General features: G+C 69.2%; 26 protein-coding genes. 13 read left to right on the top strand and 13 right to left on the bottom strand.

The window, feature by feature from the left end; genetic code table 11:
• Positions 1-26 precede the first annotated feature (26 nt).
• Together AC0IWM_RS10340 and AC0IWM_RS10335 are read right to left on the bottom strand one after the other, a co-directional pair.
• Positions 27-3944 (bottom strand): CHASE domain-containing protein, encoded by a 3918-nt coding sequence (locus AC0IWM_RS10340; RefSeq protein ID WP_264051083.1) that lies wholly within the window; start codon positions 3942-3944, stop codon positions 27-29.
• 115 nt (positions 3945-4059) lie between these two features.
• Positions 4060-4929, bottom strand: coding sequence for a response regulator (locus AC0IWM_RS10335; protein ID WP_162239187.1), 870 nt, complete (start codon positions 4927-4929; stop codon positions 4060-4062).
• A gap of 194 nt (positions 4930-5123) precedes the next feature.
• On the opposite strand from AC0IWM_RS10335, the gene AC0IWM_RS10330 reads away from it, so the two are divergent.
• From AC0IWM_RS10330 to AC0IWM_RS10320, 3 genes are all read left to right on the top strand, one after another.
• A complete protein-coding gene (locus tag AC0IWM_RS10330; RefSeq protein WP_056354975.1) occupies positions 5124-5813 on the top strand; it encodes a response regulator in 690 nt (229 codons plus the stop codon).
• Positions 5814-6137: 324 nt separating this feature from the next.
• Complete coding sequence (locus AC0IWM_RS10325) at positions 6138-6512, top strand: hypothetical protein (protein ID WP_056354972.1); 375 nt, start codon at positions 6138-6140, stop codon at positions 6510-6512.
• Positions 6513-6785: 273 nt separating this feature from the next.
• Positions 6786-8240, top strand: a complete 1455-nt coding sequence (locus AC0IWM_RS10320; protein ID WP_082487869.1) for a carbohydrate porin — start codon at positions 6786-6788, stop codon at positions 8238-8240.
• 183 nt (positions 8241-8423) lie between these two features.
• Here the strand turns inward: AC0IWM_RS10320 and AC0IWM_RS10315 are convergent, their stop codons facing one another.
• From AC0IWM_RS10315 to AC0IWM_RS10305, 3 genes are read right to left on the bottom strand one after another with little or no spacing between them, the layout of a single operon-like run.
• The gene (locus AC0IWM_RS10315) at positions 8424-9506 is read right to left on the bottom strand and encodes a magnesium and cobalt transport protein CorA (protein WP_082487846.1); all 1083 of its coding nucleotides are present in this window, start codon (positions 9504-9506) and stop codon (positions 8424-8426) included.
• Positions 9503-9697 (bottom strand): DUF2934 domain-containing protein, encoded by a 195-nt coding sequence (locus AC0IWM_RS10310; RefSeq protein WP_082487844.1) that lies wholly within the window; start codon positions 9695-9697, stop codon positions 9503-9505. The genes AC0IWM_RS10315 and AC0IWM_RS10310 overlap by 4 nt, the downstream gene beginning before the upstream one ends.
• Positions 9694-11103: a TAXI family TRAP transporter solute-binding subunit gene (locus tag AC0IWM_RS10305; RefSeq protein WP_404810580.1), complete on the bottom strand. Its 1410-nt coding sequence runs from the start codon at positions 11101-11103 to the stop codon at positions 9694-9696. Before AC0IWM_RS10305 ends, AC0IWM_RS10310 begins: the two co-directional genes overlap by 4 nt.
• A 214-nt stretch (positions 11104-11317) precedes the next feature.
• On the opposite strand from AC0IWM_RS10305, the gene AC0IWM_RS10300 reads away from it, so the two are divergent.
• From AC0IWM_RS10300 to AC0IWM_RS10260, 9 genes are all read left to right on the top strand, one after another.
• Positions 11318-11551, top strand: coding sequence for a hypothetical protein (locus tag AC0IWM_RS10300; protein WP_056354967.1), 234 nt, complete (start codon positions 11318-11320; stop codon positions 11549-11551).
• 1 nt (position 11552) lies between these two features.
• Complete coding sequence (locus AC0IWM_RS10295) at positions 11553-11843, top strand: hypothetical protein (RefSeq protein WP_056354964.1); 291 nt, start codon at positions 11553-11555, stop codon at positions 11841-11843.
• Between the two features lie 101 nt (positions 11844-11944).
• The gene (locus AC0IWM_RS10290) at positions 11945-12625 is read left to right on the top strand and encodes a 2-keto-4-pentenoate hydratase (protein WP_471754823.1); all 681 of its coding nucleotides are present in this window, start codon (positions 11945-11947) and stop codon (positions 12623-12625) included.
• A 60-nt stretch (positions 12626-12685) separates the two neighbouring features.
• Positions 12686-13003 (top strand): YnfA family protein, encoded by a 318-nt coding sequence (locus AC0IWM_RS10285; protein WP_264051082.1) that lies wholly within the window; start codon positions 12686-12688, stop codon positions 13001-13003.
• Positions 13004-13355: 352 nt separating this feature from the next.
• On the top strand, positions 13356-13739 hold the full coding sequence (locus AC0IWM_RS10280) for a COG4315 family predicted lipoprotein (RefSeq protein WP_056186085.1): 384 nt from the start codon (positions 13356-13358) through the stop codon (positions 13737-13739).
• 13 nt (positions 13740-13752) lie between these two features.
• Entirely contained in the window at positions 13753-14262 is a 510-nt protein-coding gene (locus AC0IWM_RS10275) for an RNA polymerase sigma factor (protein WP_018044293.1), read from the top strand.
• Entirely contained in the window at positions 14259-15068 is an 810-nt protein-coding gene (locus tag AC0IWM_RS10270; protein ID WP_018044294.1) for an anti-sigma factor family protein, read from the top strand. Before AC0IWM_RS10275 ends, AC0IWM_RS10270 begins: the two co-directional genes overlap by 4 nt.
• Complete coding sequence (locus AC0IWM_RS10265; RefSeq protein ID WP_018044295.1) at positions 15065-15955, top strand: LysR family transcriptional regulator; 891 nt, start codon at positions 15065-15067, stop codon at positions 15953-15955. Before AC0IWM_RS10270 ends, AC0IWM_RS10265 begins: the two co-directional genes overlap by 4 nt.
• Positions 15952-16323 carry a YidH family protein gene (locus AC0IWM_RS10260; protein ID WP_018044296.1) on the top strand — a complete coding sequence of 124 codons (372 nt, stop codon included), beginning with the start codon at positions 15952-15954 and terminating at the stop codon, positions 16321-16323. The genes AC0IWM_RS10265 and AC0IWM_RS10260 overlap by 4 nt, the downstream gene beginning before the upstream one ends.
• Positions 16324-16326: 3 nt before the next feature.
• On the opposite strand, the gene AC0IWM_RS10255 is transcribed toward AC0IWM_RS10260, so the two are convergent.
• The 5 genes from AC0IWM_RS10255 to AC0IWM_RS10235 form a co-directional block, all read right to left on the bottom strand.
• Positions 16327-17412: a sulfite oxidase gene (locus AC0IWM_RS10255; RefSeq protein ID WP_018044297.1), complete on the bottom strand. Its 1086-nt coding sequence runs from the start codon at positions 17410-17412 to the stop codon at positions 16327-16329.
• Between the two features lie 79 nt (positions 17413-17491).
• Positions 17492-18475 (bottom strand): beta-propeller fold lactonase family protein, encoded by a 984-nt coding sequence (locus tag AC0IWM_RS10250; protein ID WP_018044298.1) that lies wholly within the window; start codon positions 18473-18475, stop codon positions 17492-17494.
• Between the two features lie 185 nt (positions 18476-18660).
• Positions 18661-18999, bottom strand: coding sequence for a c-type cytochrome (locus AC0IWM_RS10245; protein ID WP_018044299.1), 339 nt, complete (start codon positions 18997-18999; stop codon positions 18661-18663).
• Positions 19000-19010: 11 nt separating this feature from the next.
• Positions 19011-20234, bottom strand: coding sequence for a molybdopterin-dependent oxidoreductase (locus tag AC0IWM_RS10240; RefSeq protein WP_471754821.1), 1224 nt, complete (start codon positions 20232-20234; stop codon positions 19011-19013).
• A 491-nt stretch (positions 20235-20725) separates the two neighbouring features.
• A complete protein-coding gene (locus AC0IWM_RS10235; protein WP_018044302.1) occupies positions 20726-20959 on the bottom strand; it encodes a hypothetical protein in 234 nt (77 codons plus the stop codon).
• 214 nt (positions 20960-21173) lie between these two features.
• Between AC0IWM_RS10235 and AC0IWM_RS10230 the strand changes: the two genes are divergently transcribed.
• On the top strand, positions 21174-22325 hold the full coding sequence (locus tag AC0IWM_RS10230; protein WP_056186063.1) for a TDT family transporter: 1152 nt from the start codon (positions 21174-21176) through the stop codon (positions 22323-22325).
• Positions 22326-22351: 26 nt separating this feature from the next.
• Here AC0IWM_RS10230 and AC0IWM_RS10225 read toward each other — a convergent pair whose 3' ends face one another.
• The 3 genes from AC0IWM_RS10225 to AC0IWM_RS10215 all read right to left on the bottom strand — a co-directional run bounded on the left by AC0IWM_RS10225 (position 22352) and on the right by AC0IWM_RS10215 (position 24983).
• Complete coding sequence (locus AC0IWM_RS10225) at positions 22352-23449, bottom strand: YeiH family protein (protein WP_056186060.1); 1098 nt, start codon at positions 23447-23449, stop codon at positions 22352-22354.
• Between the two features lie 147 nt (positions 23450-23596).
• The gene (locus tag AC0IWM_RS10220) at positions 23597-24235 is read right to left on the bottom strand and encodes a 2,3-bisphosphoglycerate-dependent phosphoglycerate mutase (protein ID WP_056186057.1); all 639 of its coding nucleotides are present in this window, start codon (positions 24233-24235) and stop codon (positions 23597-23599) included.
• 238 nt (positions 24236-24473) lie between these two features.
• Positions 24474-24983, bottom strand: a complete 510-nt coding sequence (locus AC0IWM_RS10215) for a PTS sugar transporter subunit IIA (RefSeq protein ID WP_244472793.1) — start codon at positions 24981-24983, stop codon at positions 24474-24476.
• Positions 24984-25038: the final 55 nt, after the last annotated feature.

The raw sequence follows: 25038 nt of genomic DNA, 5'->3' as shown, positions 1-25038 counted from the left end.
GGAGATTTACTACAGCACGCCCGATCCTAGCTTGCCGCCGCCTCCCGGGCGGATGCGGAGGTATGCTCCGCCGTGTGGGGGCGATCAGTCCCGTCGATGCCACGGGAGAGCTCCTCGGCGAGGACGACGGCATCGTCGGACAGTCGCCGGACCTGCTCCAGGAGCAGCCCGAACACCTCGACGCCCTCGCGGTCGAGCCGATCCTCGCCGCAGCATTCGAGCGCATGGCAGGCGGTTGCCAGGTCCACGAAGCCCATCATCCCCGTCGCCGAGGAGAGCGAGTGGGCGCGATGGCGCAACCAGGACCGGGCGTCGAACATGGCTGCGTCGCCCTGGAAGCTCGTGCGGAGCTCCGCGATGAGCAGGTGCAGGACCTCGTGAAGGCGGTTCGGCTTGAGGTACCGGCCGATCTGCTCGTAGATCGAGCGGTCGAACGAGGCGGGCACCCGACGTTCGACGGGAACGCCCGATGCCGAGGTGCCGGCGCCGAGCCAGCGTTCGATGGTGGCGAAGAGCGCCTCCCGTTCGAAGGGCTTTCCGACGTGGTCGTCCATGCCGGCCTCGCGGAAGGCGCGGACCTGCTCGGGCAGCACGTTCGCCGTCATCGCGATTACGGGGATCGTCGCCGTCGGGAGCTTGGAATGCCGGATCGCACGCGTCGCCGACATCCCGTCCATCCCGGGCATCTGCACGTCCATGAGGACGAGGTCGAAGCCGCCGGCCGCGACCGCCGCGACCGCCGTCGCGCCTTCGCCCGCGACCTCGACGTCATGTCCCGCACCGGTCAGGACGGCCTTGGCCAGCTCCAGGTTGATGGGGGAGTCGTCGACGAGGAGCAGGCGCCCCTTCCGTCGGGCGACCGATGCCGCGGGAACCGTCGCCTGTCCGTCGGGCGCGTCCGCCAACGGAAGCGTGACGCTGAACCAGAAGCTCGATCCGCGCCCGGTGTCGGAGCCGACGCCGATCTCGCCGCCCATGAGCTCGACGAGGCTCCTGCTGATGGCGAGGCCGAGCCCCGTGCCGCCGTAGTCCCGGCCGATGGAGCCGTCGACCTGGCTGAAGCGCTGGAACAGGCGCTTGCGCTTCTCCTCCGGGATGCCGATGCCCGTGTCGGTCACCCGCAGGCGGAGCACCCGCTCCGCCGGCCCCGCCGGTTCCGAACTCACGTCGAGGGTGACGGAGCCGGCCTTGGTGAACTTCACGGCATTGTTGAGCAGGTTCAGCAGCACCTGCCGCAGGCGGCCCTCGTCGCCCAGAACCCAACCGGGCAGGTCCGGGCCGAGGCTCGTCCGGAGTTGCAGGCCCTTGGTCTCGGCCTGTGCCCGGACGATGGACGTGCAGGCATCCAGGAGGCTCGACAGCGCGAAGGGCCTCGGAGCGAGCTCGACCGCGCCGGCCTCGACCTTGGAGAAGTCGAGGATGTCGTTGACGATGGCGAGGAGCGCCGCGCCGGACGCGCGCACGAGGTCGGCGTGCCGGTGCAGGTCTGGGGCGAGCCGGTCCGATGCCAGCATCAGGTCGGTGAAGCCGATGATGGCGTTGAGGGGCGTACGGATCTCGTGGCTCATCGAGGCGAGGAAGTCGGTTTTGGCCTGGTTGGCCCTCTCGGCATCGGAGCGCGCGGCCTCCGCCTGCGCCTTGGCTTCGCCCAGCGCGATCTCCGCGAGCTTGCGCGGCGTCACGTCCAGCGTCAGGCCGAGGACCTTCGACGTCCTGCCGTCGGCGTCGGTCTCGACGCGACCCATGGCCGAGATCCAGCGCAGGCCACCGTTGGGGAGCGGGATGCGGAACTCGGTCGTGTAGCTCCCGCCGGTCTCGACGGCCGCGCCGAGGTCGGCGAGGACGTGCCCGACGTCGGCCGGGTGCGCCAGCGGGCGCCAGCCGCGCTCCACGTCGATCTCGGTCTCCGCGTCCGGCAGGCCGTGCTGGCGGGCGCATTCGGCGGAGAGACGGACGAGGCCGGTCGCGACGTCGTAGCTCCAGGTGCCGGCGTTGGCCGCCTTCATCTCGGCCTCGTGGCGGCGCCGCTCGGACAGGTCCATCGCGATGCCCAGGTAGCCGAGGTCCCGGCCGTCGGCCGTCCTCAGCAGGCTGACGTTGAGGAGCACGGGATGTCGCTCCCCGGCCTTGGTGACGTAGGTCCACTCCGCCGTCTCCGGCATGCCTCGCCGGGCACGGGCGACGAAGACCTCGAAGCCGGGCTCCACCCGCTCCCCGAGGGCGGCGGACAGTTCGGCCGCGCGATCAGCGACCTCGCGCGGGTCGTGGAACAGTCCGGGCGTCGCGGTTCCGACGAGTTCGCCGGCCGCATAGCCGAGCATCCGTTCCGCCGCCGGGTTGAACAGGCTGATCGTCCCGTCCAGATCGGTCGCGATGACCGCGTATCCGGCATGCCGGAGGATCGCGTCCTGCCAGGCCGAGGCGGCCCGGAGTTGCGAGGTCCGTTCCGCGACCTGGCGTTCCAGGGACGCGTTGAGCGTGCGGATCTCCTCCTCCGCGGCGAGTTGGGCGCCGATGTCCCGGATGACGGTGGCGACGCCGACGGTCTCCCCGCGCGGGGAACGGATCGGCGAGACCGTGACGAGGACGGGTACGGCATTGCCGTCGCGATGGAGCCGCAACGTGGACAGCGGGGCGACCGGCTTCCCGAGACGCACGCGATCCAGGGTTTCGCGCTCCTCCGCCCGCAGGTGCGGCGGCACGACGAGGTCACGTGCGTTGCGTCCGATGGCCTCGGGGGCCGTGAAGCCGAAGAGGCGCTCGGCCGCCGGGTTCCAGTCCGTGACGGTCCCGTCGAGCGTCTTGCCGACGATGGCGTCCTCCGCGTTCTCGACGATGGCCGCCAGGCGGCTCCTCTCGACCCCGGCGAGAACCTCGCGCCGACGTCCGGTCAACCGGAGATGGGCGATGCCGGCGAACATCAGCATGGCGACCAGGACGGTGCCGCCGGCGGTGGCCGGTGAGGTCAGGTTCAGCCCGGATACGAACGGGGGCAGCGCCCGGACCTCCAGGTCCCAGGATCGCCCGAACACCGCGACGGTCCTGCGCCGGACCAGGGCCGGGTCGACCGAGGCGAGCGCGTCGCCCGTGCCGTAGAACCGGGTAAGCGCCTCGGGCGTCGCGTCCGAGATCGCCAGGTCCAGCTCGACGAGGTTCAGGTCCAGGCCGGCGAGTACCTCGTCGATGACGAGGGGCGCATAGGCCCATCCGATCGTCCGGGCCCGTCGTTCGGCGACCGTCGCCCCCCTCGGGTCCATCCGGGCGATCGGGAGGTAGAGCAGGAGACCTCGCTCGCGCAAGCCGCTGGCCTGCACCAGGGTGATGGGCGCGGTCAGCGTGGCCTGGCCGGTCTCCATCGCGGCGAGCGCCGCGCCCCTGCGATGGTCCTCGGAGGCGACGTCGAGGCCGATGGCGGGACGGTTGGGCTCCACGGGCTCCAGGTACTGGATCACGTAGCGCTCGCCGGGGTGCGGGGTGATCTGGCGGAGGGCGAAGTCCGGTGCGCCGTCGCGGCGCGCGGCTTCCAGGAACGCGGCCTCCCGTGCGGGATCGACGCGGCGGATGAAGCCGAAGCCGCGGGTCCCGGGGAACTCGCGGTCGATGTCGCGGGTCAGGCTGTAGTCCCTGAAGCGGCCCCGTGTGATCCCGTCCTCGCCGGCGGCCACGATGGCTCCCCGCGCGCCGCGGAGCCCGTATTCGTACTTCGCCATGCGTTCGGAGATCACCGATGCCACCCGGAGCACGGCCACGTCCAGCCGCTCCGCGGTGACCCTGGCGTTGCTCGCCTCCTTCCAGGCCGCGGTCGCGCAAGCCAGGACGAGGCCCAGGACGACCAGCGCAACCAAGGCGACGCCCGGTGCCGGGCTCGCGGTCCGCATGCCGGGATGCCAGGTGGAACCCGGCGCGTCCGTGTCGTCTGCCTGCGGCGTCGCGGACCCGGTCATCAACTTCATCCCCCGAAGGCCCGGCTCCCGCCGGACGCGTTCCGATATCCGTCCGGTCGCGCCTTGTCCCCTACGCGTTACGGGCACGGAAGTCCTCGCGATATCCCGCGCACCCTCAGGCGCGTTGCCAGGACAGGGACCTCAGGCCCTTCCGGCCGAAACGCGGGTCGCCGGTGACCTCGCGTCCGACCCACGGCGGCAGGTCGAGTTCCTGCGCCTCGTCGCGCAGCTCGACCTCGGCGAGGACGAGACCGGCGAGACGCCCCTCGTACACGTCCACCTCCCAGGTCACGCCGCCATGGGGAACGAGGTGGCGGACCTTGACGACCGGTTCGCCCGCGAGCCCGGAGCCGAGAAGCACCTCGGCCTGCGCCGACGGGATCTCGTACTCGAACTCCGAGCGCCGCATGCCTTCCCGCGGTCCCTTCACCGTGAGCCACGCGCGCTCGCCGGCCCGGCGCACGCGTACCTTGATGCCGTGGAGTTCGCCGAGGATCCCGTCGGTGAGTTGGCGCCAGCCGGTCGCGGCCTCCATCCAGCCGTCGTCGGTCACGACGAACCTGCGCTCGATCTCGGCATGCAGCGACCAGGTCTCCGCCATCATCCGGGCGGCCGATGCGCCCATCGCGATCCGGAGCATGCCGACGAGGCCGCCCACCGGGTAGGGCTTCGGCAGGAAGCGGGACCCGGGCACCATCGATTGCACCCTGAGGGCCCGCGCCGACATGTAGAGGACGGGCAGGTACGGGCGCTGCGCCCGCGCCTCGACCGCCAGGAAGAGGCCGTCGATGGAGCCGGGCATGTGCACGTCGGTGACGAGGGCGTCCGCCCGTTCTCCAAGGGCGAGGTACTCCAGGGCCGACAACCCGTCCCCGTGCGGCATCGCCAGGTAGCCCGCCCTGGCGAGTTCCGCGACCACGAGGCTGCGGGCGACCGGGTCGTCCTCGGCCACGACGACGACGGCGGGTCTGGCACGCTGGCTCATGGAAGGCGTCTCCGGCTCGGCACGCCGCGGCCCGGGGAAATCCCGGATCCGTGATGCGTATTCGATGCTACGAAGTCCTCGCCGCATGGCCATTAGTCCGGTCGAGCTGGTATCATGCCGCGAATAGGCCATCCGGACTATCGTCGCGGCTCCGGGCCGCCCGCATCCCAACCGGACAGCGTACGGGGGAACCGATGTCATCTCCCGGGCAAGCCGTCATCGCCGACGACGACCCTTTCTTCCGGATCGCGCTGGCGGCCGTCCTGACGACGCGGCTCGGCTTCGAGGCGGTGCATGAGACCGGCTCGCTCGACGAGGCGCTGGAAGCCCTTGCCGAAAGGCCGATGGTGCGGTTCGCCCTGTTCGACCTGGCGATGCCGGGCATGGCGGGTGCCGAAAGCCTCTCCGCGGTCCGGGAATGCCATCCGGAGGTCCTGACCGTCGTCGTGTCGGGCTCGACGCGTCGCGAGGACGTCTTCATGGCCTTGCGGGCCGGCGTCCACGGCTTCGTCCCGAAGGGGCCGACCGTCGAGGCCTTGGCCGAAGCGCTTCGCATGGTGCTCGACGGGTTCGTCTACGTGCCCTCCTTCGTCACGCATGTGGGCACCGGGGAGGGAGGGGCGTTCCCCGGCGACCCCGCCCGGATCGCGGGGCGCCCCGACGCCATGGCGAACCTGACCCCGCGCCAGCGCCAGGTCCTCGACCTCATCGTGTCGGGCCGATCGAACAAGGAGATCGCGCGCACGCTCGTCCTCGGGGAAGGTACGGTGAAGATCCACGTGGCAACCTTGCTCCGGGTTCTGGGCGTGCCGAACCGCTCCGCGGCCGCCGCCTGGGGCGGCGCCAACCTCGGTCGTCCGAGGGCGTCCCGGATCGCTCGCTAGGCCGTGCGGCCTATCGGGCCGCCCATCCGGACGAGGTGACGGCGCGGGTCCGTCCGTGGACGATGGCGGTCATCGATGCGAACGAACCGAAGCGCCATGGTCCACATCCCGATCCCACATTCCCCGGTCGCCGCCGGCCTCGGTCCCTACCCCGGGCCCGACGCTCCGGCCCTGCCGCCGGGCCTGGTGCCCACGGATGGGCCGATCGCCTCGCCGGTGGTACCGGACGCGTCCTCCGGACCGGGGTGGGAAGAGGCCGGTTCCAGCGAGCGGCAAAAGGCCGTCCGGGCGGGCCTCCACCCACCTTGCGATGCGCGGTGACCCATGCCCGGACACAATCACGGACATGCCGCAGCGGATGGCCCGCTCGTCTTCGATCCGACGATCCATGGACAGGTCACGGCCCTCCTGGGGGGCGACCGAACCCGTTCGCTGCTCCTGATGCTGCGATCCCTCGTCATGATGCTGGCCGGGCTGGGGGATGCCTCGCTCCTATCGCCGGCGGGACTGGCATCGATCCACCGCCTGAAGTCGGAGGCCGGCCTCATGGGCTTCGTCCGCTTGTCGGAAGCCTGCGCCGCGTTCGATGAACCGGGCCAAGGGACGTCGCCCCATGGTCGGGGCATCGCCGAGCTGCGCTCCGCCATCGCCGCGACGTTGCTGGTCACCGGTGAATTGATGGGATCCGTCGAGGATTGATCCAGGTGGGGAAACGCACGGATGCGCCCCGACGCGGGCGAAACCCCGACGCGGGATCCTCCCGTCCGGAAGCCACGCCGCCTTTCGCCCGGCCCATATCGCGACCGCCTTCGTTGGTCCATAACCGGTCCGGCGTGGAACATGCGTCCCATGACGGCGGCGCCGACGCCTCCGAAACCTGAACGGGCGCCAGGTAACCCCGAAGGCTTGCGGAGGATGCCGGGTTCCTTGCGACGCTACCATCGCCGCCTTCTCATCGGGCTCGCCCTTGCGATGGGTTCCCAGGCCGTTTCCGGTCAGGACCTCATCGGTGACGCGGCGCGGATCGCGCGTGAAACGCCGTTCCTGCGCAACCTGCGTGGCGCGGGCGGCGATCCGCAAACCTCGGTCGCCCAGCCCGACACCTCCGCCAAGCCCTCGGCCAACCTGACGACGTCGATCCAGGACCAACTCGGATCCTATGGTGACCCCTATGGGATGCGCAGCTTCCTCCAGGGGAAGGGCATCTCCTACAGCCTGACCTTCATCGGCGAGAGCTTCGGAAACGTCACCGGCGGCTCGCGCCGCGGCGGCATCTACGAGGGGCGACTGGACTTCCAGTTCGACGCCGACCTCGACAGGCTTCTGGGCTGGCAGGGCGCGAGCTTCCACGCGAACCTGTTCCAGATCCACGGCACGGGCCTGTCGCGCTACTACGTCAACAACTTCATCACCGTCAGCGCCATCGAGGCCCTGCCGTCCTCGCGCCTGTACGAGCTCTGGTTCGAGCAGAAGCTGTTCGACGACCAGCTCAGCCTGCGCATCGGCCAGCTTGCCAGCGACACGGAGTTCGCGGTGAGCCAGACCGGCACGCTGTTCGTCAACTCGACCTTCGGATGGCCCAACATCATGGCGGTCATCCTGCCGAGCGGCGGCCCGATCTACCCGCTGGCGACGCCGGGCGTCCGGGCCAAGTACGTGCCGAACAAGAACCTCTCCCTGCAGGCGGGCGTCTACAACGGCGATCCCTCCGGCGCGGCACGGGAAGACAACGACCCGGACCCGCAGCGCCGCAACCGCACGGGCACGAACTTCCGGACGAACGACCCTGCCCTGGTGATCGCCGAGGCGGCCTACGCCTACGGCCTTGAGGCGGACGACAACCTTGAGCCCGGCACAGTCACGCTCGGCGGCTGGTATCATTTCGGCCGCTTCGACGGCCTGCGCGACGACCGTGAAGGCCGGCCCCTGGCCGATCCCGCCAGCTCCGGCATCGCCCGGCGATTCCGTGGCAACAACGGCATCTACGGGATGATCGACCAGACGATCTACCGTGAGCCCGACGACCCGAACGACGGCGCCAGCGTGTTCGTGCGCGTGTCGTCCTCGCCGACGGACCGCAACCTGCTCGACGTCTACTTCGATGCCGGCATCGGCTACAAAGGCCTGTTCCCGGGGCGCTCCGACGACACCATCGGCGTCGCCTTCGCTCTCAGCAAGATCTCGGACGGAGCGCGCGGCCTCGACACCGATGCCATTCTCCTGGGCGGAGTCCCCGGACCGCGGCGCAGCAGCGAGGCGGTGCTGGAGGCGACCTACCAGGCGGTGCTCGGACCCGGCGTGACGCTGCAGCCGGACTTCCAGTATGTGTTCCGGCCGAACGGTGGGGTGGCCAACCCACGCGACCCGACCGGAGCCCGGATCGGGAACGCGGCCGTCTTCGGTCTGCGCGCCACCATCCGCTACTGAGGCCGGCGCCGGACACGGATGGCGCGCATGCCCCCGGAGGCCTTCGGCGAGACCCGCCTTAGTCGTCTCCCTGGGACGCGACGTCGACAAGGCCCGAACGTGCGGTGGCCGGACCATGGAAGGCGATGGCCGGCCGCCCTTCCGCCCGGCAGCCCTATGGCCGATCCGCGGTGCCGAACCCCATCACAGCCAGCCGTTCTTACGAAACCGCCAGTACAGGACGGCGCAGGCGGTGAAGATGCCGCCGAGCACGACGAAGTAGCCGTAGCGCCACTTCAGTTCGGGCATGACCTCGAAGTTCATGCCGTAGATGCCGGCGATGGCCGTCGGGACCGCCAGGATGGCCGCCCAGGCCGCGAGCCGCCGGGTGATGACCGTCTGCTGGGCCTGTCCCAGCATCAGGCTCGCCTCGAATGCGAAGGCGAGCACCTCGCGCATCGCGTCGATCTCTTCCTGAACGCCCCGCAGGTGGTCGGAGACGTCCCGGAACAGGGGCTGCATCTCCTCGTCGATGGCGACCATGTCGCCGTGTTCGAGCTTGCGGCAGACCTCCACCAGCGGGACCACGGCGGAACGCAGGCGCAGCAGGTCGCGTCGGAGCAGGTAGAGGCGCTCCACCTCGGCCGGGAGGAGCTCGCGCTTGAGGACGCGGTCCTCGATGGCCTCCACCTCGGCCATGACCGTCTCCATGACCGGCCGGTAGTTGTCGACGATGAAGTCGAGCACCGCATGGAGGATGTAGTCCTCCCCGTGGGCGAGCTGCCTGGGGCAGGACTCCGTCTTCTCCCTCACGGACGCGTACGAAGCCGAGGCGCCGTGGCGGACGGTGACGATGTAGCCTCGTCCGACGAAGATCTGGGTCTCTCCGAGCGCGATGCGTCCCTCAACGAGCTGGGCGGTCCGCACCACCACGAAAAGGCCGTCGCCGTATCGCTCGACCTTGGGACGCTGGTGGGCGTGCCTGGCATCCTCGATGGCGAGCCGATGCAGCCCGAACTGGGCCTGCACCTGTTCGAGGAGCTCCATCGAGGGTTGGTAGAGGCCGATCCAGACGACGTGATCGGGCCGGCGCGACCATTCCCCGGCCTCGTCGATCCGGATGTCCGCGATCCGGCGTCCGCCGGCGTAGACCCCGGAGGCCACGACGCCCGGGACCTCTCCACCGCCGGTGGCGGCCGGCGGACCCTCGGGAATGAGATGCCCGACGGATGTCGACGGCGATCGGGCGGTGCCCGTCCCGTCCAAGGTCGTCGCACCAAGGCTCATGCCGCGTTTCCTTCGTGATGGGCCCGCGATGGCCCGCCTCGTTCGGTCGTGTCCATTCCCGCCGCCCCGAGTTCCCTCTTCGCGAGAAGCCAAAACAGCATGTCGAGCCCTTCGGGCCTGTGGGTGAGGTCCCAAGGCTCGTAGGCCCGCTCGCGTTTCCGCTCGAAGCGAACCTCGTTCGTAATCGTCATCGCTCCCCTCCGTCTCGACCTTCCGTTGAAAATCCATCGAGGGGGGCGGTCGCCCCCTCCGGCCCTCGTCGTCCGAGCCGCCTCGCGATGGTCGATCGCGCCGCATCCACCGCCAGGGTCGCGCCCGCAAGCGTCCGCGGCTCCGTCGTCCGCCTCATCGCATGCCGGGCGATGCTGGCGGCCAAGTCGTCCGTCTCGGCCGCCATGGCCTCAAGCTTCGCCGGCCCGGTCTCACCGCGGGCGCTGGAGCGGATTTCCAGCAATCGTAGGGTCGCGACCTCGATGCGCTCACGCCGGATGCGTCCCACCCGCTGGCGGAGCCACGCCGCCACCGAGCCGAGGCCGCCGCCGAAGATCGCCACGAGGTAGATCCAGCTCTCGTAACGCTCGATGAAGCTCTCCTGCTCACGCTCGTAATAGTCGATGGCGCCCGGGTGGATGGGCAGCCGCGCGCTGGTGGCGCCGACGGTCGTGTCGTACGCCGGGTGCAGGACGTCGTTGGCGGCGGGGGTCGTTTCCGCGAGCAGGGTACGCATCTCGAAGAGGTGCTGGGTGGCTTCGGCGGCGACGGTCCGGGACAGGGTCGAGCGGGCCATCAGGCGATAGGACGATCCCACCGTCACGATGTCATCGGCCGGCATGCGCGGGTCGCCGTCGAAGAGGCCGGCCGGGACGGTGACCGACTGGAGCAGTGGCATCCTCGCAAGGGCGGCAGGGACATTGGAGATCCCGAACAGCGCCGCCTCGTGGTCGGGATCCGCGTCGCGGACGAGATCGACGATGCGCTGGGCGGCCGCCGAGGTCGGGGTTGTCAGAAGGATCACGGCGTCGATACGCCCGGCGGCGAAGGCCGTCGCAAGCTCGGCTTCCTCCACCGGCACCAGGGAGACCGCCTTCGCCGATGCGTCCCCCTCCGGACCGCCGTCCCGAAGTTCCAGTCCATGCCGCTCCACGAGCCCCCGCACCAGGGCATGGTCCGCCTTGCGGGGTGCCAACACGGCAAGCCTCTTTCCGGCGAGGGCTGCGAAATCCGCGATGCCGACCCGTCGGGGCGCGGCCACCAGGGTGGCCTGCTCGCGTAGGACCGCCAGCGTGAGCCCGTTTCGCGGCATCGACACGTCCGGCCGGACCACAGCGAGGTCGGCCTTGCCGTCCCGCAGCGCCTCGGCACTTTCGCGGACCCCGCCGAAAGGAACGAGCTTCAGCCGGATGGATGCCTTGCTCCTCGACAGCGCCTCGGCGTAGGCGCGCATCAGCGCCGGCTCGGTGCCGCCGTTGGGGGCGACCGCGACGACGAGCGTGGTCGGGTGCGTCAGGTAGGCATAGGCGAGGCCGGCGACGGCCAATGCCAGGATCGGCGCGCAGAACCACGCCACGCGCCAGGCCGGCGAACGCTTTCCGCTCAAGTGCACATCCCCCCACGCGGCCTTCTGCCTTCCAGGCAAAGGTGGGCCGCCGCAGGCCCCGATGCGAGTGAGTTTGGCGCCCCATCCGCGTTTCGACGAAAATCCTGATGGGACACTTATGCCGAAGCCCGGGGCTCCCGCTCGAACCGTTATGCGCCTGGGTCCAGCTTAAGGAGGCGGTCCACCGATGGATCGCGCGAACCCCAGTCGTTCCATGCCCGTCACCATCCCGGTCGCCACCATCGTCTCCGAGGCGGTCCAATCCCAATCGATGCGGTTCATCGTCGGCCAGGACCCCCAGGGTCGCTGGGTCGCCATGGAGGTCCATGGCCTGGGCGGGGGCCTGTTCCGCACCCGGCATGATGCGCTCCACTACGCGGTCGACCTCACTGGCCATCGACCGGACGCCGTCGTCATCGCGACGGACCGCATCGAGCTTAGGATCTAGGATGGGTTACGCGGCCCGACGATTGCGGGCACGCCATGCCCGCCGCCTCGTCGCACGGTTCGTCATGACGGGGTACGCCTTCATCCTTTGGGTTGTCACCGGTTGGGGGCTGGGCCTCTCCGCCTCCGCCACCGTTGCGACGCTCTGCATTGGATTGCCGGTGATGGCGCTGATCCACCGTTTCGTTGCGCAGGAGCACGGCCGCCACCGGAGGGATGGTCAGATGCGACGGCATCCGATCCGGCAGCGGCACCACCAGGGCGTGACGCTCGCCCGCAGCCGGGCGCCATGACGTTGACACGGGACAAGATCGAGCGGATCGCCGAAAGCGCCGCGTCGGCCCATCGCTCAGGCGGTGAGAGCCTCGACGTAGGCCTCCACCGTCTGGCCGGAATGGACGAGGCCGAGGACTTCCGGGAGGCGACGTTGCGCATCCTGGCGGACGGCCACGTCGGCTACGCGCTGTGCGCCACCAGCCCGGTGACCGCCAAGCCCCTGGGATGCACGGAACGGGTGATCACCCCCCTGCGTCGCGGAGCGCTTCTGGACGACGGCTCAGCCTTCCTCCTCCCGCGGGGGATCATCGGGGTCGGGGCCAGATACTGCTTCGTCCTCGCGCACCCCCTGGGAGAGGTATTGGAAGGTCCGACCGGAGAGCACGAGGCGGCCGATGCCTGCCTCGCGTGCCATCTCGAACTGCATATCGTCGGACGTCGCGTCCCCCACGGCATCCCACTGAACGCGTTGACGGCCACGGCCGACCTTGGGCTCGAAGCCGTCCATGTGCTCGGGCCCTGGGTGCGGGATGGACGTCCCGTCGACCTCGCCTCGGCAGAGGTCCGTATCGACCTCGATGGCCATGCCGTCACCCGGGGCCGGGGGTCGGATACGCTCGGCGCACCCATCGGCGCCGTGGCCTGGACGGCACAGTGGCTGGCCGGCCGCGAGCGCCGCCTGGAAGCCGGCGAGGTCGTCACGACGGGGAGTTGCGCCGGCCTCGTGCGGATCGTCCCGGGCCAGAACGTCCGCGCATCCTTCGGGGATCTCGGGACGGTTTCCCTCGATCTCGTCTGACCGGCCGGTCGCTTCTAAACCAGGCTTGACCGTGGACGCGGGGCACCGGATGCCGGCGAGATGACACTTATCGCCTATGTCGGCGCAGCCGTCGCCGAGATTGCCGGATGCTTCGCCTTCTGGGCTTGGCTACGCCTCGAACGCTCGCCGTGGTGGCTGACGCCTGGAAAGGCTTCGCTTGACCTTTTCGCCTACCTGCCGACCCTCGTCGAGAGCGCGGGACGCGCATACGCAGCCTACGGCGGCGTCTACATCGTCTCGTCGATCCTGTGGCCATGGCTGGCCGAGGGACATCGGCCCGACCGATGGGACGTCGGCGGCGCCGCGATCTGTCTTATTGGTGCCGCGGTCATCCTGCTGGGACCACGCGGAACCTGAGTGTTACGAAGCAAGGGCCCGCTCGAAGCAATTTGATTGTTGGCACCACCCCATCAACACGGCGGAAATCGACCCAACTACGCCGTAAGAGCAAGCCAACGTATCTCTTGAAAGCAGACGTTGCAGTCGATCTCGCCGTGCGAGGGCATGATCTCGGATCTCCGCCTTTCAGAGTGGTGACGCCGCCGCATCATTCCTCTGACTGCTCCTGGGTGACGGCCGTATGCCGTGGTTGAGGACGAGTCGGCGGTCACGCTGACGTCACCAATCTTTTTCGTGTGTCAGTGGAATAGACGCGCCCGTTCGGCATCTCTCCCGATGCGGTCATGGTCGACCGCCGGAGACCTCACTCATGCACACCATGCTGATCCGCGCTGCCTTTGCGGCCTTCGCCTTCTCCGCCGTCGCCGCCCAGGCCGCTGCGCCTGCGATGACGGCCGAGACTGCCAAGGGGCCGGCGCTCGTCGATTCCAAGAGCATGACCCTCTACACCTTCGACAAGGACATGGGCGGCAAGTCGATGTGCAACGGCCCCTGCGCCGCCAACTGGCCGGCACTGATGGCCGCCTCCGGCTCGGCTGCTAGTGGCGACTGGACGATGGTGACGCGGGACGACGGGACGATGCAGTGGGCCTACAAGGGCAAGCCGCTCTACACCTTCGCCAAGGATACGAAGCCCGGCGACATCACCGGCGACGGATTCCTCAACGACGCGTGGCACATCGCCAAGCCCTGATCGGTAAAGCCTCGTGGACGAGATCGCCGCCCTCATCGAACCGCAGATCCCAGCGTTGCGGCGCTACGCAGTCGCACTGTTGCGGGACCGCGAAGCGGCGGATGACCTCGTCCAGGACACCCTGGAGCGGGCGTTGTCCGGCTGGTCCGGACGTCGCCGCGACGGCGACCTGCGAGCCTGGCTGTTCACGATCGAGCGCAACCTGTTCCTCGGCACTGTTCGACGCCGGGGCCGGCGCGGCATCGATGTCGGCGCTGAGGCTTTGGAGCAGGTGCCCGATCCGGGTGCCGACCCCGAGGCCGTTATGGGGGCACGCGACGTGCTCACCGGACTCGACGCCCTGCCCGAGGAGCAGCGCTCAGTGCTACTGCTCGTCGCGGTCGAGGATCTGTCTTATGCGGAAGCGGCGCAGGTGCTCGGAGTACCGCTGGGCACGGTGATGTCGCGGTTAAGCCGAGCCCGGGAGCGGATGCGAAGTTTTCTGGAAACGGGCCGAACCGGCTTGTTGAGGAGGGTGAAATGAGCGGGGATCCACGCCCGGTCGGCGAGGACGACCTGCACGGCCTGATCGACGGTCGTCTCGAACCGGAGCGGCAGGCACTGGTCGAGGCATGGCTCAGGGGAAACCCCGCGCGGGCGGCCGAGGTCTCGGCGGATCGCGCCCTGCGCGAGCGCTTGCGTGCCCGCCTCGCGCCGATCGCCGAGGAGGCGATCCCGGCGCGGCTCCGGGTGGCCAACATCCGCTCGCGACATCGCCCGATAACCGGGCGCTGGCTTCCGGTCGCGGCTGCGGCCGTGCTCTGCCTCGCGGTTGGCGGTGCCGCCGGCTGGTTCGGCCATGCCGCGCGGCAGGTACCCACGGTCACGCTCGCGCGAACCGAGCCGGCGACCGACGACGCGGTGGCGGCCTTCCGCACCTACGTGGTCGAGGCGGTGCATCCAGTGGAGGTGCGCGCCGATGAGAAGCCACACCTCGTGACGTGGCTCTCGAAGCGCCTCGGCCGGGCGGTGACCACCCCCGACCTCACGGCCTACGGCTTCCGCCTGATGGGGGGCCGGCTGCTGCCGGCGGGTTCCGAATCCGCCGCGATGCTGATGTACGATGACGATCACGGCACCCGGCTGACGCTCTACAGCCGCGTAGGCGATGCGGATGGCCGCACGGTGTTCCGCTTCGCCCGCGAGGGCGACGTCGCCGCCTTCTCCTGGGTCGATGGCGGCATGTCCTACGTCGTCACCGGTCGCACCGACGAAGCGCGGCTTTTGACCGTCGCGCAGGCGGTTGACGCGCAGGTCCGTGGATTGCCGGTTCCGCCGCGGCAACCATGACCCTCGACCAACTCCGCATCTTCGTGGCGGTGGCCGAGCGGCAGCACGTAACCCGGGCTGCCGAGGCGCTGAACCTCGTGCAGTCGGCGGTCAGCACGGCGATCGCCAATATCGAGGGACGACACGCGACCAAGCTGTTCCATCGGGTCGGCCGCGGGATCGAGCTGACCGAGGCGGGACGCGTGTTCCTCGTCGAGGCCCGCGCGGTGCTCGCCCGGGCCGAGGCCGCCGAGCTGGTGCTCGCCGACCTCAGCGGCATGCGACGCGGGACGCTGGCCCTCTACGCCAGCCAGACCATCGCCAGCGACTGGCTGCCGCGCCACCTTGTCGCCTTCCGCCGGGCCTACCCTGAGATCGCCATCCGGCTGGCGGTGGGCAACACCACCGACGCTGCCGATGCGGTCCGCGCCGGGCAGGCCGAACTCGGCTTCGTCGAGGGGGCGCTGGACGACCCGACGCTCGCGAGCACCACCATTGCTCATGACCAGCTCGTCCTCGTGGTCGCCCCAGGCCATCCCTTCGCCGGAGCGACCGCCCTTGAACCCAAGGACCTCGCCGGGGCCGACTGGGTGCTGCGCGAGGGGGGATCGGGAACCCGCTCGGCCTTTGAGGCGGCGCTGGGTGCGGCCGGCCTCGCTGCGGCTCAACTCCAAGTCACACTCGAATTGCCCTCGAACGAGGCGGTCCGCGCCGCCGTCGAGGCCGGGGGCGGGGCCGCCGTGCTGTCCGAGACCGTGGTCGCCGCAGCGCTTCGAGCCGGGACCCTGGTACGGGCGGCGTTCGCCCTGCCGAGCCGGCCGTTCCGGGTACTGCGCCACAAGGAGCGCTACCGCAGCCGGGCCGCCGACGCGCTGCTCGATTTGATCGCAACGGCGGATGCCGAATGAGCGAGCCCGCGAAACCCGTTCCCCCCGACGACCCGCGGGTCAGGCTCGCCGAGGACCGCACGGTGCTGGCAGCCGAGCGCACCTTCGTGGCGTGGCTTCGCACCGGGCTCGCCTTCCTCGGCGTCGGCCTGGCCGCGCAGCGCTTCCTGCGAGAGGTGCTGGCGGTCTGGCCACTGAAGGTGCTGTCGCTCACGCTGATCGCCTGTGCGCTCGCCTCGTTCGCCGGCGCCGCATGGCGGGACCGAGCGATCCGGGCGCGACTCGCTCATGCCGAGATCCCGATGATGCCGCGCATCCTCACCGTCGGGGTTGCGGCCCTGCTCATCGCGATCTCGGGCCTCGCTGCCACCGCCCTGCTCTGGGCGTGACGGTCAGGCCACCGTTACCCGCACCCGGTGCCAGGCGGCGCTGAGGTAGCCCTTGTAGTTCCAGGTGTCGTCCGGCGCCGCAGGCTGGGTCTGGCCGGCGGAATCCCAGGCCCGTACCGCGAGTTCGTGCTCGCCGGTCGTCAGCTCGCGCTCGATCTCCCAGAACGTCCAGGCGTAGGGTGCGTCGGCGTCGCGGTCGATCCGGGCCTGCGCCCAGCTGCGACCGCCATCCGTCGAGACATCGACGCGGGCGACCGCGCGGTCACTGGCGATGGCGTAGCCGCGGATCGCGTGCCGGCCGGCCTTCAACGCCGCGCCGCGGGCGGGCTCGCAGATCGCGCTGTTGAGCGGCATCGCCTCGATGGTGATGCCGTGGGCGGGGTCCGCGGTCTCGGCGGTCACGTCGGGCGGAAACAGCTTGTAGTCGTCGGCCTGCATCGGGTTGTTGGAGGGGTGATCCTGCACCGTGATGCGGGCGAGCCATTTCGGGCTGCGGATGCCGGCAAAGCCCGGCACCACAACACGCAGCGGGTGACCGTGCTCGGGGGCGAGAAGCTCGCCGTTCATCGCGAAGGCGAGCAGCGTCTCGGGGGCGAGAGCCTTGGCGAGCGGGATCGAGGCGCCGAAGCGCGTGTCCGTATGGGCGATCCGGTCGTGGCTCTCGAAGGCGACGTGACGTGCGCCCCCCGCGTCGAGGCCGGCCGCGCGCAGCACCTCGGCGAGGCGCACGCCGGTCCATTCCGCGTTGCCGATGGCGCCGGGCGCCCACGGGTCGCCGGAGACCGGCGCCACCGCTAGCATGTCGGCCCGGCGGTTGCCGGCGCATTGCATCACCGCCGTGACGGTGACGGGCGCGAAGCGTTCCTTGAGATCGGCGAGCGAGAGGTCGAGCGACGTCGCGACCATCCCGTCGATAATCAGGCGGTAGCTGTCGGCGTCGAGGTCCGGGATGTCACCGTGGCTGCGGACGTAGAAGTCGGCCTGATCAGTCAGGAAGGCCGCGCGCAGGCGATCGAGCGGCGGCTCGGCGTTGTAGGGCGCCTTTCCGTGGACGATGAGGCGGTCCTTGCGCTGGAACAGGCCGAGCATGGGGTCTTTGTCCTGCGTTCGTGACGTGTCGACATCGGGAACGCGCCGGGAGCCGAGAAGGCACCCGGCGCGCGACGCCTCAGGGCTTCATGGTCGAGATGACCGCGTTCTTCGCCCGGTCCACCACGGCGACGCTAAGGTCGCGGTTGAGGACGTAGGCGTGGGCGTTGTCGGCCGAGAACGCGATCGCCTGGCGCGGCTCGTTCAGGCCGGTCACCGTGGCGACGACCTTGAGGGTGCCGGTGTCGATCACCGACAAGGAGTTGTCCTTGAGATTGCCCGAATAGACGAAGCGCCCGTCCGGGGTCAGCGCGGCGCCGTAGGGGTCCTTGCCCACCGCCACCTCGGACGTGACCTTACGGGCGGCGACATCGACCACGCCGATCGTGTTGCGGCCGCTGTTGGCGGCAAACAGCGTCTTACCGTCCTTGGTGATCGAGATGGCGCGCAGCTTGTCGAACCCGGCGATCTCGCCGGTGATCTTGTTGGTGGCGGTATCGACCAACGTGATCTTGTCGCCGAGGAAGTTCGTCACGAACACGGTCTTGCCGTCCGGCGACAACTTCACGCCCTGGCGCGGCTGCGCGAAGCCGGGGATCACAGCCTCGGCGAGCATGGTCCTGGTGTCGAACACGGTCAGCGTGCTCGCGGCCTCGTTATTGACGTAGAGCTTGGTCCCGTCGGCCGAGAGCACCGTGCCGAACGCGCCGGGGCCCGCGGCGAGAACGCCGGCTTCCTTGCCGGTGGCGGTCTCGTAGACCGTGATCCGGCCGGTGCCGCTGTCGGAGACGTAGAAGCGGGCGCCGTCCGGCGCGAACACGATGTTGCGCGGGGTCACGAAGCCGTCGAGGCGGCGCAGCACCGTGCCCTTGGCGACGTCGTAGACGATGACGGCGCTCTCTTCGCTGTTCGACACAGCGGCGACCGTACCGGCGGCGTTCAGCGCCAGCGCGTTGTTCTTGATCGCCCCGTCGAAACCGGCGGCGAACCCGGGCTGGCCCTGGGCGAGGAGCAAGGCGGCTCCGGCGACGAGGGCGCGCAGGCTGGTGCGGATATGGGTCATGAAGCGTGTCTCTCGGGCATGCGCGCTCGTTCGGCGGCCGGGGCCTGCCGTGAGGGCTGGTTCGAAATCGGAAATCCGTCGTGCAAGGCCGGGCCGGCCGTGCATCGCCCTGAGGAGACGCCGGAAGGCGCGGTCTATTCCCCGAGGCCGGCGAAAAAAGCGCGGCGGCCTCGGGAATCGGGGGTTCAGGGCGTCGGCTTCAACGCCGTGAGGTAATCGATGATGGTCTGCACGTCGGCCTGATCGACCGGCGCCTTGTAGACGTGAACCATCTTGTTCACGGTCTCGGTCCACTGCGCCTTGGTGAGCTTGGGCTGGGTCAGCACCATCCCGGCCGAGTGGCAGGCAAGGCAGTTGTTGTTGACGGCCTCGGCCCCCGGCCCGTCGGGGAAGATCCGGTCGGAGGTCGGCATCGCAATGGATTGCGAGGTGAAGCGCATCGGCTCGGGGGCCGGGGCGGCGAGCGCCACCAGAGGAGACAAGGCGAGCGCGGCGATGAGGGCCGCAGGGCGGATCGGGTTCATGGCTGGTCTCCTCAAGCGGCCTGGAAGGACACGGTCTCTATGCCGTTCTGCATGAAGCCGTTGGCGTTCCAGACCTGGTCCATGCCCTGGGCGACGCCGTTGGTATTGGTGCAGCGGACCTTAACCGCATGGGTGCCGGCGGCCAGCGCCGGCAGGCTGCCGTCGAAGCGGCGGAAGCTGTAGGGGCCCTCGTCCGCGCCGAGTTGCGCCGGAAACCACGTCGCCCCGCCGTCTCTGGAGAACTCGACCGCCTTTACCCCGCAATCGCCGCCGAAAGCGATGCCGCGGATGGCCACCGGCGTTCCGGCTGCCACCTTGGCGTCGTCCTGCAAATTGGTGATGAACGAGCGCGGCACCATCCTGTTGATCGGCACCGTCTTGAAGCCGGTCTGGCCTGGTTTGATGTTGGCGCCCGGCACGTCCGGAATGCGGTAGGCGGTCTTCATCCAGTATTGCTCGTCGGGCTTGTCCAGCACCTCGATGTCGGACAGCATCTTGACCCAGTAGGTCGAGTACCAGCCCGGCACCACGAGGCGGAGCGGGAAACCGTTGAGCAACGGGAGCTGCTCGCCGTTCATCGCGTAGGCGATCATCACCTCACCATTGTTGGCGTGGTCGAGATCGAGGGACTTCTTGAAGTCCGGCGCGTCGTCGACGACCGGCTCGTCGAGGCCGTTGAAGCGCACCTGCACGGCACCGGCCTTCACCCCGGCCTTTTCGAGCACGTCCTTGAGGCGCACCCCGGTCCAGCGGGCGTTGCCCATCGAGCCGTTGGCCCATTGCGCCCCGGGCACCCGCGGCTCGAACAGCCCGCGTGAATTGCCCGAGCACTGGTTCACCGCGGCGATCTCGAAGCGCGGCAGGCCGGCGATGGCGTCGAGCGAGAGCGAGAGTTCCTTATCGACGTGGCCGTGGACCTTGAGCCGGAAGGTGCCGGCATCGACTTCGGTCGGGATCGAGGCCCAGTGCCAGCGCACGTAGAAGCGGTCGTTGGGCGTGAACACGCCCTCGTCGAACACCGAGAACGGCGTCTCCAGCAGCGGCGGATGGGTGCGCTGGAGGATCATCTCGCCTTTGCCCGGAAAGGCGGTGGTCAGCGCCCGCTCGTCCGGGCCGCCGGGCAGCGGAAGCTTCACCGAGCCCGCGGCCCAGGCCGGCATGGCGGCGGCGAGGCTGCCGACCCCTAGGCCACCCAGGACGAGGCGGCGGTTCAACGGTTCGTGCAGATGGCGCATGATGTCTCCCTGGAATCGTTTGTTGGGCCGCGTCGGCCGGTCGCTAGATCTCGGTGTCGCCGTCGGCGGACGGCATTGGCGTCGGTCGAGACGGTTCGGTCTCGCCGCCGGAAACTCGGGTCATCGATCCAAGGCATCCCGGCAAAGAGGCGTCTTCTCCGTGAAGGAGATGCTACGGCGAGACGATTATTCCATCCAATGATCGTTCGAGATCTCAACGATCTCCGATTGCGATCATCCGAAGATCTCCGATCTCCGATCAATGGCGGGCGGCCGGATCAGATGATCGTCAGCCAAGCGGTGCCGACGGCGGCGACAGTCAGGGCGACCGTCCAGAATAGGACCCAGCGCATATGACCGCTGGTCTCGCCCTGCTAGGCCTCGTCGGTGGTCTCGATGGTGGGTCGGGTCATGACGGATCTCCCTGCCATTCGGGTGGTCGAAGGCTTCACGCGCCGCCGGACGGATGCCCGGCGGCCAAGGGGGCGCTGTCAGCGTCCGATCAGTTCCCGCGCCGGGCCGCCGGTCTCCTGGCCTCGGCCACGGGCGTAGGCCGGGAGTGCCGGGTTCTTGGCGTTGGCGCCATCGGCGTCGCCGTAGATCGGTGCGGATGGGCTGGTGATGAAGCGGACCTGCGGAGCGCGGAGGCCCTGGGCCTGCGAGAGGCCCGTCATGCCGACAAGCGCGGAGGCGGCGAGGGCGACGGCGGCGATCGTACGGGTCATGGTCGATATCCTTCTGGTGGGGTCGTCACGCCGGTTCGTGATGACAAGAAGGTAGCGGCCGGAAACCATTCGTACTAATGGTTTGATTAGCTAGTTTTAATCGATTGTTTTGATGATTAAGCGCCGCTTGCGAGTTGCTGTCTATCGCGGCGGCGCGCGATGCGGGGTCGTGCTAGAGCCGGTGCGTTGACCCTCCGAAGCCCAAGAGCGCCCCGTGTCCGAATCCAGTCTGCTGGCGATCAGCACAGGCCTAAAGCCGCTCTCGCGCCTCCAGCATCCGCGGGACGTGGTCCGACAATTCACGCCGAACTGGTTCACCGTGGTGATGGGCACTGGCGTGGTCGCCTTGACCCTCGACCGTCTGCCAGCGACGCATGCCCTGCTGGCCCCTGTGCCGCTCGGGCTCTGGCTCGCCTCCGTCGTGCTCTTCGCCACCTTCTGCTTGGTCTACGGCGCGCGCTGGATCTTCTACTTCGACGGCGCCCGACGGATCTTCGGACACTCGACGGTGTCGATGTTCTTCGGGGCGATCCCGATGGCACTGGCGACGCTTCTGAACGGGCTGCTGATATTCGGTCCGCCCTATCTCGGCGCAGAGACCGTCCGAATCGCACTGCCGCTGTGGTGGTTCGACGTGGCGCTCGCTCTGATCTGTGCTGTCGCGATCCCCTACCTGATGTTCACCCGTCAGGAGCACCGCATCGACCAGATGACGGCCGTATGGCTGCTGCCAGTGGTGACAGCCGAGGTCGTCGCCGTCTCCGGTGGCCTGCTCGCTCCAGCCTTGAGCGGCGAGAGCCAACAACTCGCCGTCATCGTCACGAGCTTCGTACTCTGGGGCGTCTCGGTCCCGCTGGCGCTGAGCATCCTGGCGATCCTGGTGCTGCGCATGGCGCTGCACAACTTGCCACCGCGTGAGATGGCCGCATCGAGCTGGCTCTCCCTCGGTCCGCTCGGAACCGGGGCGCTCGGCCTGCTCGTGCTGGGGCAGGCCGGTGGCCCGATCCTCGCGGCAGGCGGTTTTGCCGGCGCGCCCGAGATCCTCAGGATCACGGGCCTGATCGGCGCGCTGATCCTCTGGGGCTACGGCGCCTGGTGGTTTCTGCTCTCGCTCGCCGTCACCGTGCGCTACCTACGCGCCGGCGTTCCGTTCAACCTCGGCTGGTGGGGCTACATCTTCCCGCTCGGCGTCTATGCCCTGGCCACCCTGCGGATCGGCGAAGTGACGGCACTCAGCGGGTTCGCCTGGCTCGGAGCGGGCCTCGTCGGCCTGCTGACCCTACTCTGGCTGATCGTGTCCGTGCGCACGTTGCGCGGGGCCTATCGCGGGGAGCTCTTCGTCTCGCCCTGCCTCGCCGGGGCCTGACCGGGCCTCGGGCGCATCCGATCGGTTCAAGCGAGGCCCAGCACGCGGATCAGACCGAGGCTGACGGCGCCGAGTGCGACGAGCGAGGCGACCACCGCCAGGGTCACCCGTGCTCCGGCCTTAGCGACGCTGCGCACATCGACCCCGAGACCGAGCGCCGCCATCGAAACCACGGTCATCACGTTGGCAGTCTCCGACATCGGCGCGAGCGCGACCTGCGGGACCAGCCCGGCCGAGCGAAGGCCCGCGAGCGCCAGGAAGGCGAGGATGAACCACGGCACCAGGCGGTGGATCGCGAGGCCGGCGCGAGCAGGGCGGTCGCCGGCGGTGACGCCGGGGGCGGCCTCGTCGGTCTCCTCGCGCAGCCGGCTTGCGCCGAGCGAGAGCATCAGGACGACCGGGCCTAGCATCAGCACCCGGACGAGCTTCACCAGGGTTCCGACCTGGACGCTGAGCGCCGCGACCGGCGCGGTGGCGGCGAGGACCTGCGGAACAGCGTAGACGGTGAGGCCGGCGAGCACGCCGTACTGCATCGGCGACAGACCGAGCAGCGGCACCAGCAGCGGCAGGCCGAGCACCACCAGCACGCCCAGCACCGCGGTGAAGGCGATGGAGGCGGCGACGTCCTCGCCATCGGCGCCGATCACCGGTGCCGTGGCCGCGATCGCCGAGTTGCCGCAGATCGAGTTCCCGCAGGCCACGAGGATCGCCATGCGCGGATGCAGCCCGAGCGCTCGGCCGATGCCGTAACTCGACAGGATCGCCACGACGACGACGCCCGCGATGCCGAAGAGCAGGCCCGGTCCGGCGGCGAGGATCGTCGCGAGGCTGAGCGACGCGCCGAGCAGTACGACCGCGATCTCCAGCACGGTCTTGGCCCCGAAAGCGATGCCGGGAAAGAAACGCTGCGACGGGGTCCAGGCGGTGCGGATCGCGCTCCCGAGCAGGATCGCCAGCACCAAGGCTTCGAGCCAAGCGCGACCGAACAGGTGCGTCTCGACGGCTTCGAAGCCGATCGCTGCGGCGGTGACCGCCACACAGAGGCCCAGTCCCGGAAGGATGGCTCTCGTGCCGGCTAAGGCACGCGTCGAACGAGAGTGGGAGAAAAGTCTGGGCGCGGACATGGATGGCTCCGATGTGATGCCGGAGGATCCCAGGTCCCGTTCATTCACTCCAACGGAATGATTAGATGTTTCCCATCACTGAAATAGATGGAATGATGACCCCTTCAGAGTTTGCGGAGACCCATTTTGTGGGGCCGACAGGCGGATTCACCCGTCGATCCAACGGGCCTTGATCGCCGTGTCCGCAGCAAGCTCATAGATCCTGACGGAGCCCGTCGCGAGTTCGAGGTGCTCGACCTCCGCGGGGCTCAGGTCTTCAAGCGCCATGACAAGCGCCCGCAGGCAATTGCCGTGGGCAACGACGAGCACGTCTCCGCCCATGACCGCCGGCTGGATGGTTCGGAGGTAGCATGGCACGATGCGGGCGACGGTATCGCGAAGGCTCTCACCGTTCGGCGGCGCCTCGGCGTAGGAGCGGCGCCAGGTCTCGATCCGCTCCGCCCCCCAGCGCGCATCGGCGGCGATCTTGTCGAGCCCGCTGAGGTCGCCGTAGTCTCGCTCGTCGAGCGCGGCGAAGCGTTGGGGGACCAATCCGGGTTGCCCGAGCGCATCGAGAATAAGCCGGCCGCTCACGACGGCCCGCGTCAGCGTCGAGGTGAAGGCTGCGGAAAAGCGCCAGCTGCGCTCGGCCAAACGCCGCCCGGCTGCCTCGGCTTCCATCCGGCCCTGCTCGGTCAAGGGCGAGTCCAGCAATCCCGTGAACAGGCCGGATCGGTTGGCTACGCTCTGGCCATGCCGGACCAGCACGAGATGTCGCGTGACCGGGGCTTTGCAATCGTGAATCACGCTGTCTCCCGAGGCAGAGCGCTTTCGTGCCGGTCGCATCGCCTCTGATGATGTCGGCATCCCACTTCAACGAACTTCGACCCTGCGATGGGTTGGACCGTCCATCCGGAGTCGGCAGGTCATCTTAGGTCCGCTTAAGAACGTCTTGCGACCGAAAGCAGCCAAGCTGCTTCCCACCCATCCTGGACGGTCAGGGTGCACAGCATCCAGTGTCGTTGGATCGACAGCCTGTAGGCCGTCACGGTGACGTCCGGCTGCCCCTCATAGTCGCGAACAGCGCCCCGGCATCGCGGGCTCCCCGCATCGCCGCCACCGTCTTGGAATCCCGCATCCGGCGGGCGACGCAGGCCAGAGCGTTGGGTTGCGAGCCCTGCGCATCGGTCGGAAGCAGCAGAAGGAAGACGAGGTCCACCGGCCGTTCGTCGATGGCGTCGAAGTCCACCGCATCGCGCATGCGTACCAGGCATCCGAACGGGTGCCTGACGCTCTCCAGCCGGGCGTGCGGCAGCGCAATGCCGTCCCCGACCCCGGTCGAACCGAGGCCCTCGCGCTTCTCCAGCGCCGTCCGCAGCGACGCGGCATCGAGACCGAGCGCCTGGGCGGCCCGGCGCGCCAGGTCGTCCAGGAGCGCGGCCTTGCTCGCCGCACGGACCCCGACGGAGACTTGGTCGGGCGATAGGATCTCGTCGATGGTCATTCGGGTCGGCTCGGTCGCGGGACTGCGGTATGGGTCGAGGGGCTCGCTCAAGCGCCCGGGTCCGGAAGGATCTCGAAGGGTTCGCCTTCATGCACGGCTAAACCCG

The sequence above is a fragment of the Methylobacterium sp. AC433 genome (assembly GCF_979253015.1).
Note: the sequence above shows the minus strand (reverse complement) of the source record. Positions and strands in the feature narration are given on the sequence as shown.

Coding starts and splice junctions, on each gene's coding strand:
- AC0IWM_RS10335 (WP_162239187.1), bottom strand. CDS start 4,929: ATGAGCCAGCGTGCCAGACCCGCCGTCGTCGTCGTGGCCGAGGACGAC.
- AC0IWM_RS10255 (WP_018044297.1), bottom strand. CDS start 17,412: ATGCTCGGCCTGTTCCAGCGCAAGGACCGCCTCATCGTCCACGGAAAG.
- AC0IWM_RS10260 (WP_018044296.1), top strand. CDS start 15,952: ATGAGCGAGCCCGCGAAACCCGTTCCCCCCGACGACCCGCGGGTCAGG.
- AC0IWM_RS10325 (WP_056354972.1), top strand. CDS start 6,138: ATGCCCGGACACAATCACGGACATGCCGCAGCGGATGGCCCGCTCGTC.
- AC0IWM_RS10310 (WP_082487844.1), bottom strand. CDS start 9,697: ATGACGATTACGAACGAGGTTCGCTTCGAGCGGAAACGCGAGCGGGCC.
- AC0IWM_RS10235 (WP_018044302.1), bottom strand. CDS start 20,959: ATGACCCGTACGATCGCCGCCGTCGCCCTCGCCGCCTCCGCGCTTGTC.
- AC0IWM_RS10250 (WP_018044298.1), bottom strand. CDS start 18,475: ATGACCCATATCCGCACCAGCCTGCGCGCCCTCGTCGCCGGAGCCGCC.
- AC0IWM_RS10315 (WP_082487846.1), bottom strand. CDS start 9,506: ATGAGCCTTGGTGCGACGACCTTGGACGGGACGGGCACCGCCCGATCG.
- AC0IWM_RS10225 (WP_056186060.1), bottom strand. CDS start 23,449: ATGTCCGCGCCCAGACTTTTCTCCCACTCTCGTTCGACGCGTGCCTTA.
- AC0IWM_RS10245 (WP_018044299.1), bottom strand. CDS start 18,999: ATGAACCCGATCCGCCCTGCGGCCCTCATCGCCGCGCTCGCCTTGTCT.
- AC0IWM_RS10320 (WP_082487869.1), top strand. CDS start 6,786: ATGGGTTCCCAGGCCGTTTCCGGTCAGGACCTCATCGGTGACGCGGCG.
- AC0IWM_RS10240 (WP_471754821.1), bottom strand. CDS start 20,234: ATGCGCCATCTGCACGAACCGTTGAACCGCCGCCTCGTCCTGGGTGGC.
- AC0IWM_RS10265 (WP_018044295.1), top strand. CDS start 15,065: ATGACCCTCGACCAACTCCGCATCTTCGTGGCGGTGGCCGAGCGGCAG.
- AC0IWM_RS10300 (WP_056354967.1), top strand. CDS start 11,318: ATGCCCGTCACCATCCCGGTCGCCACCATCGTCTCCGAGGCGGTCCAA.
- AC0IWM_RS10270 (WP_018044294.1), top strand. CDS start 14,259: ATGAGCGGGGATCCACGCCCGGTCGGCGAGGACGACCTGCACGGCCTG.
- AC0IWM_RS10340 (WP_264051083.1), bottom strand. CDS start 3,944: ATGACCGGGTCCGCGACGCCGCAGGCAGACGACACGGACGCGCCGGGT.
- AC0IWM_RS10295 (WP_056354964.1), top strand. CDS start 11,553: ATGGGTTACGCGGCCCGACGATTGCGGGCACGCCATGCCCGCCGCCTC.
- AC0IWM_RS10285 (WP_264051082.1), top strand. CDS start 12,686: ATGACACTTATCGCCTATGTCGGCGCAGCCGTCGCCGAGATTGCCGGA.
- AC0IWM_RS10330 (WP_056354975.1), top strand. CDS start 5,124: ATGTCATCTCCCGGGCAAGCCGTCATCGCCGACGACGACCCTTTCTTC.
- AC0IWM_RS10280 (WP_056186085.1), top strand. CDS start 13,356: ATGCACACCATGCTGATCCGCGCTGCCTTTGCGGCCTTCGCCTTCTCC.
- AC0IWM_RS10290 (WP_471754823.1), top strand. CDS start 11,945: ATGGACGAGGCCGAGGACTTCCGGGAGGCGACGTTGCGCATCCTGGCG.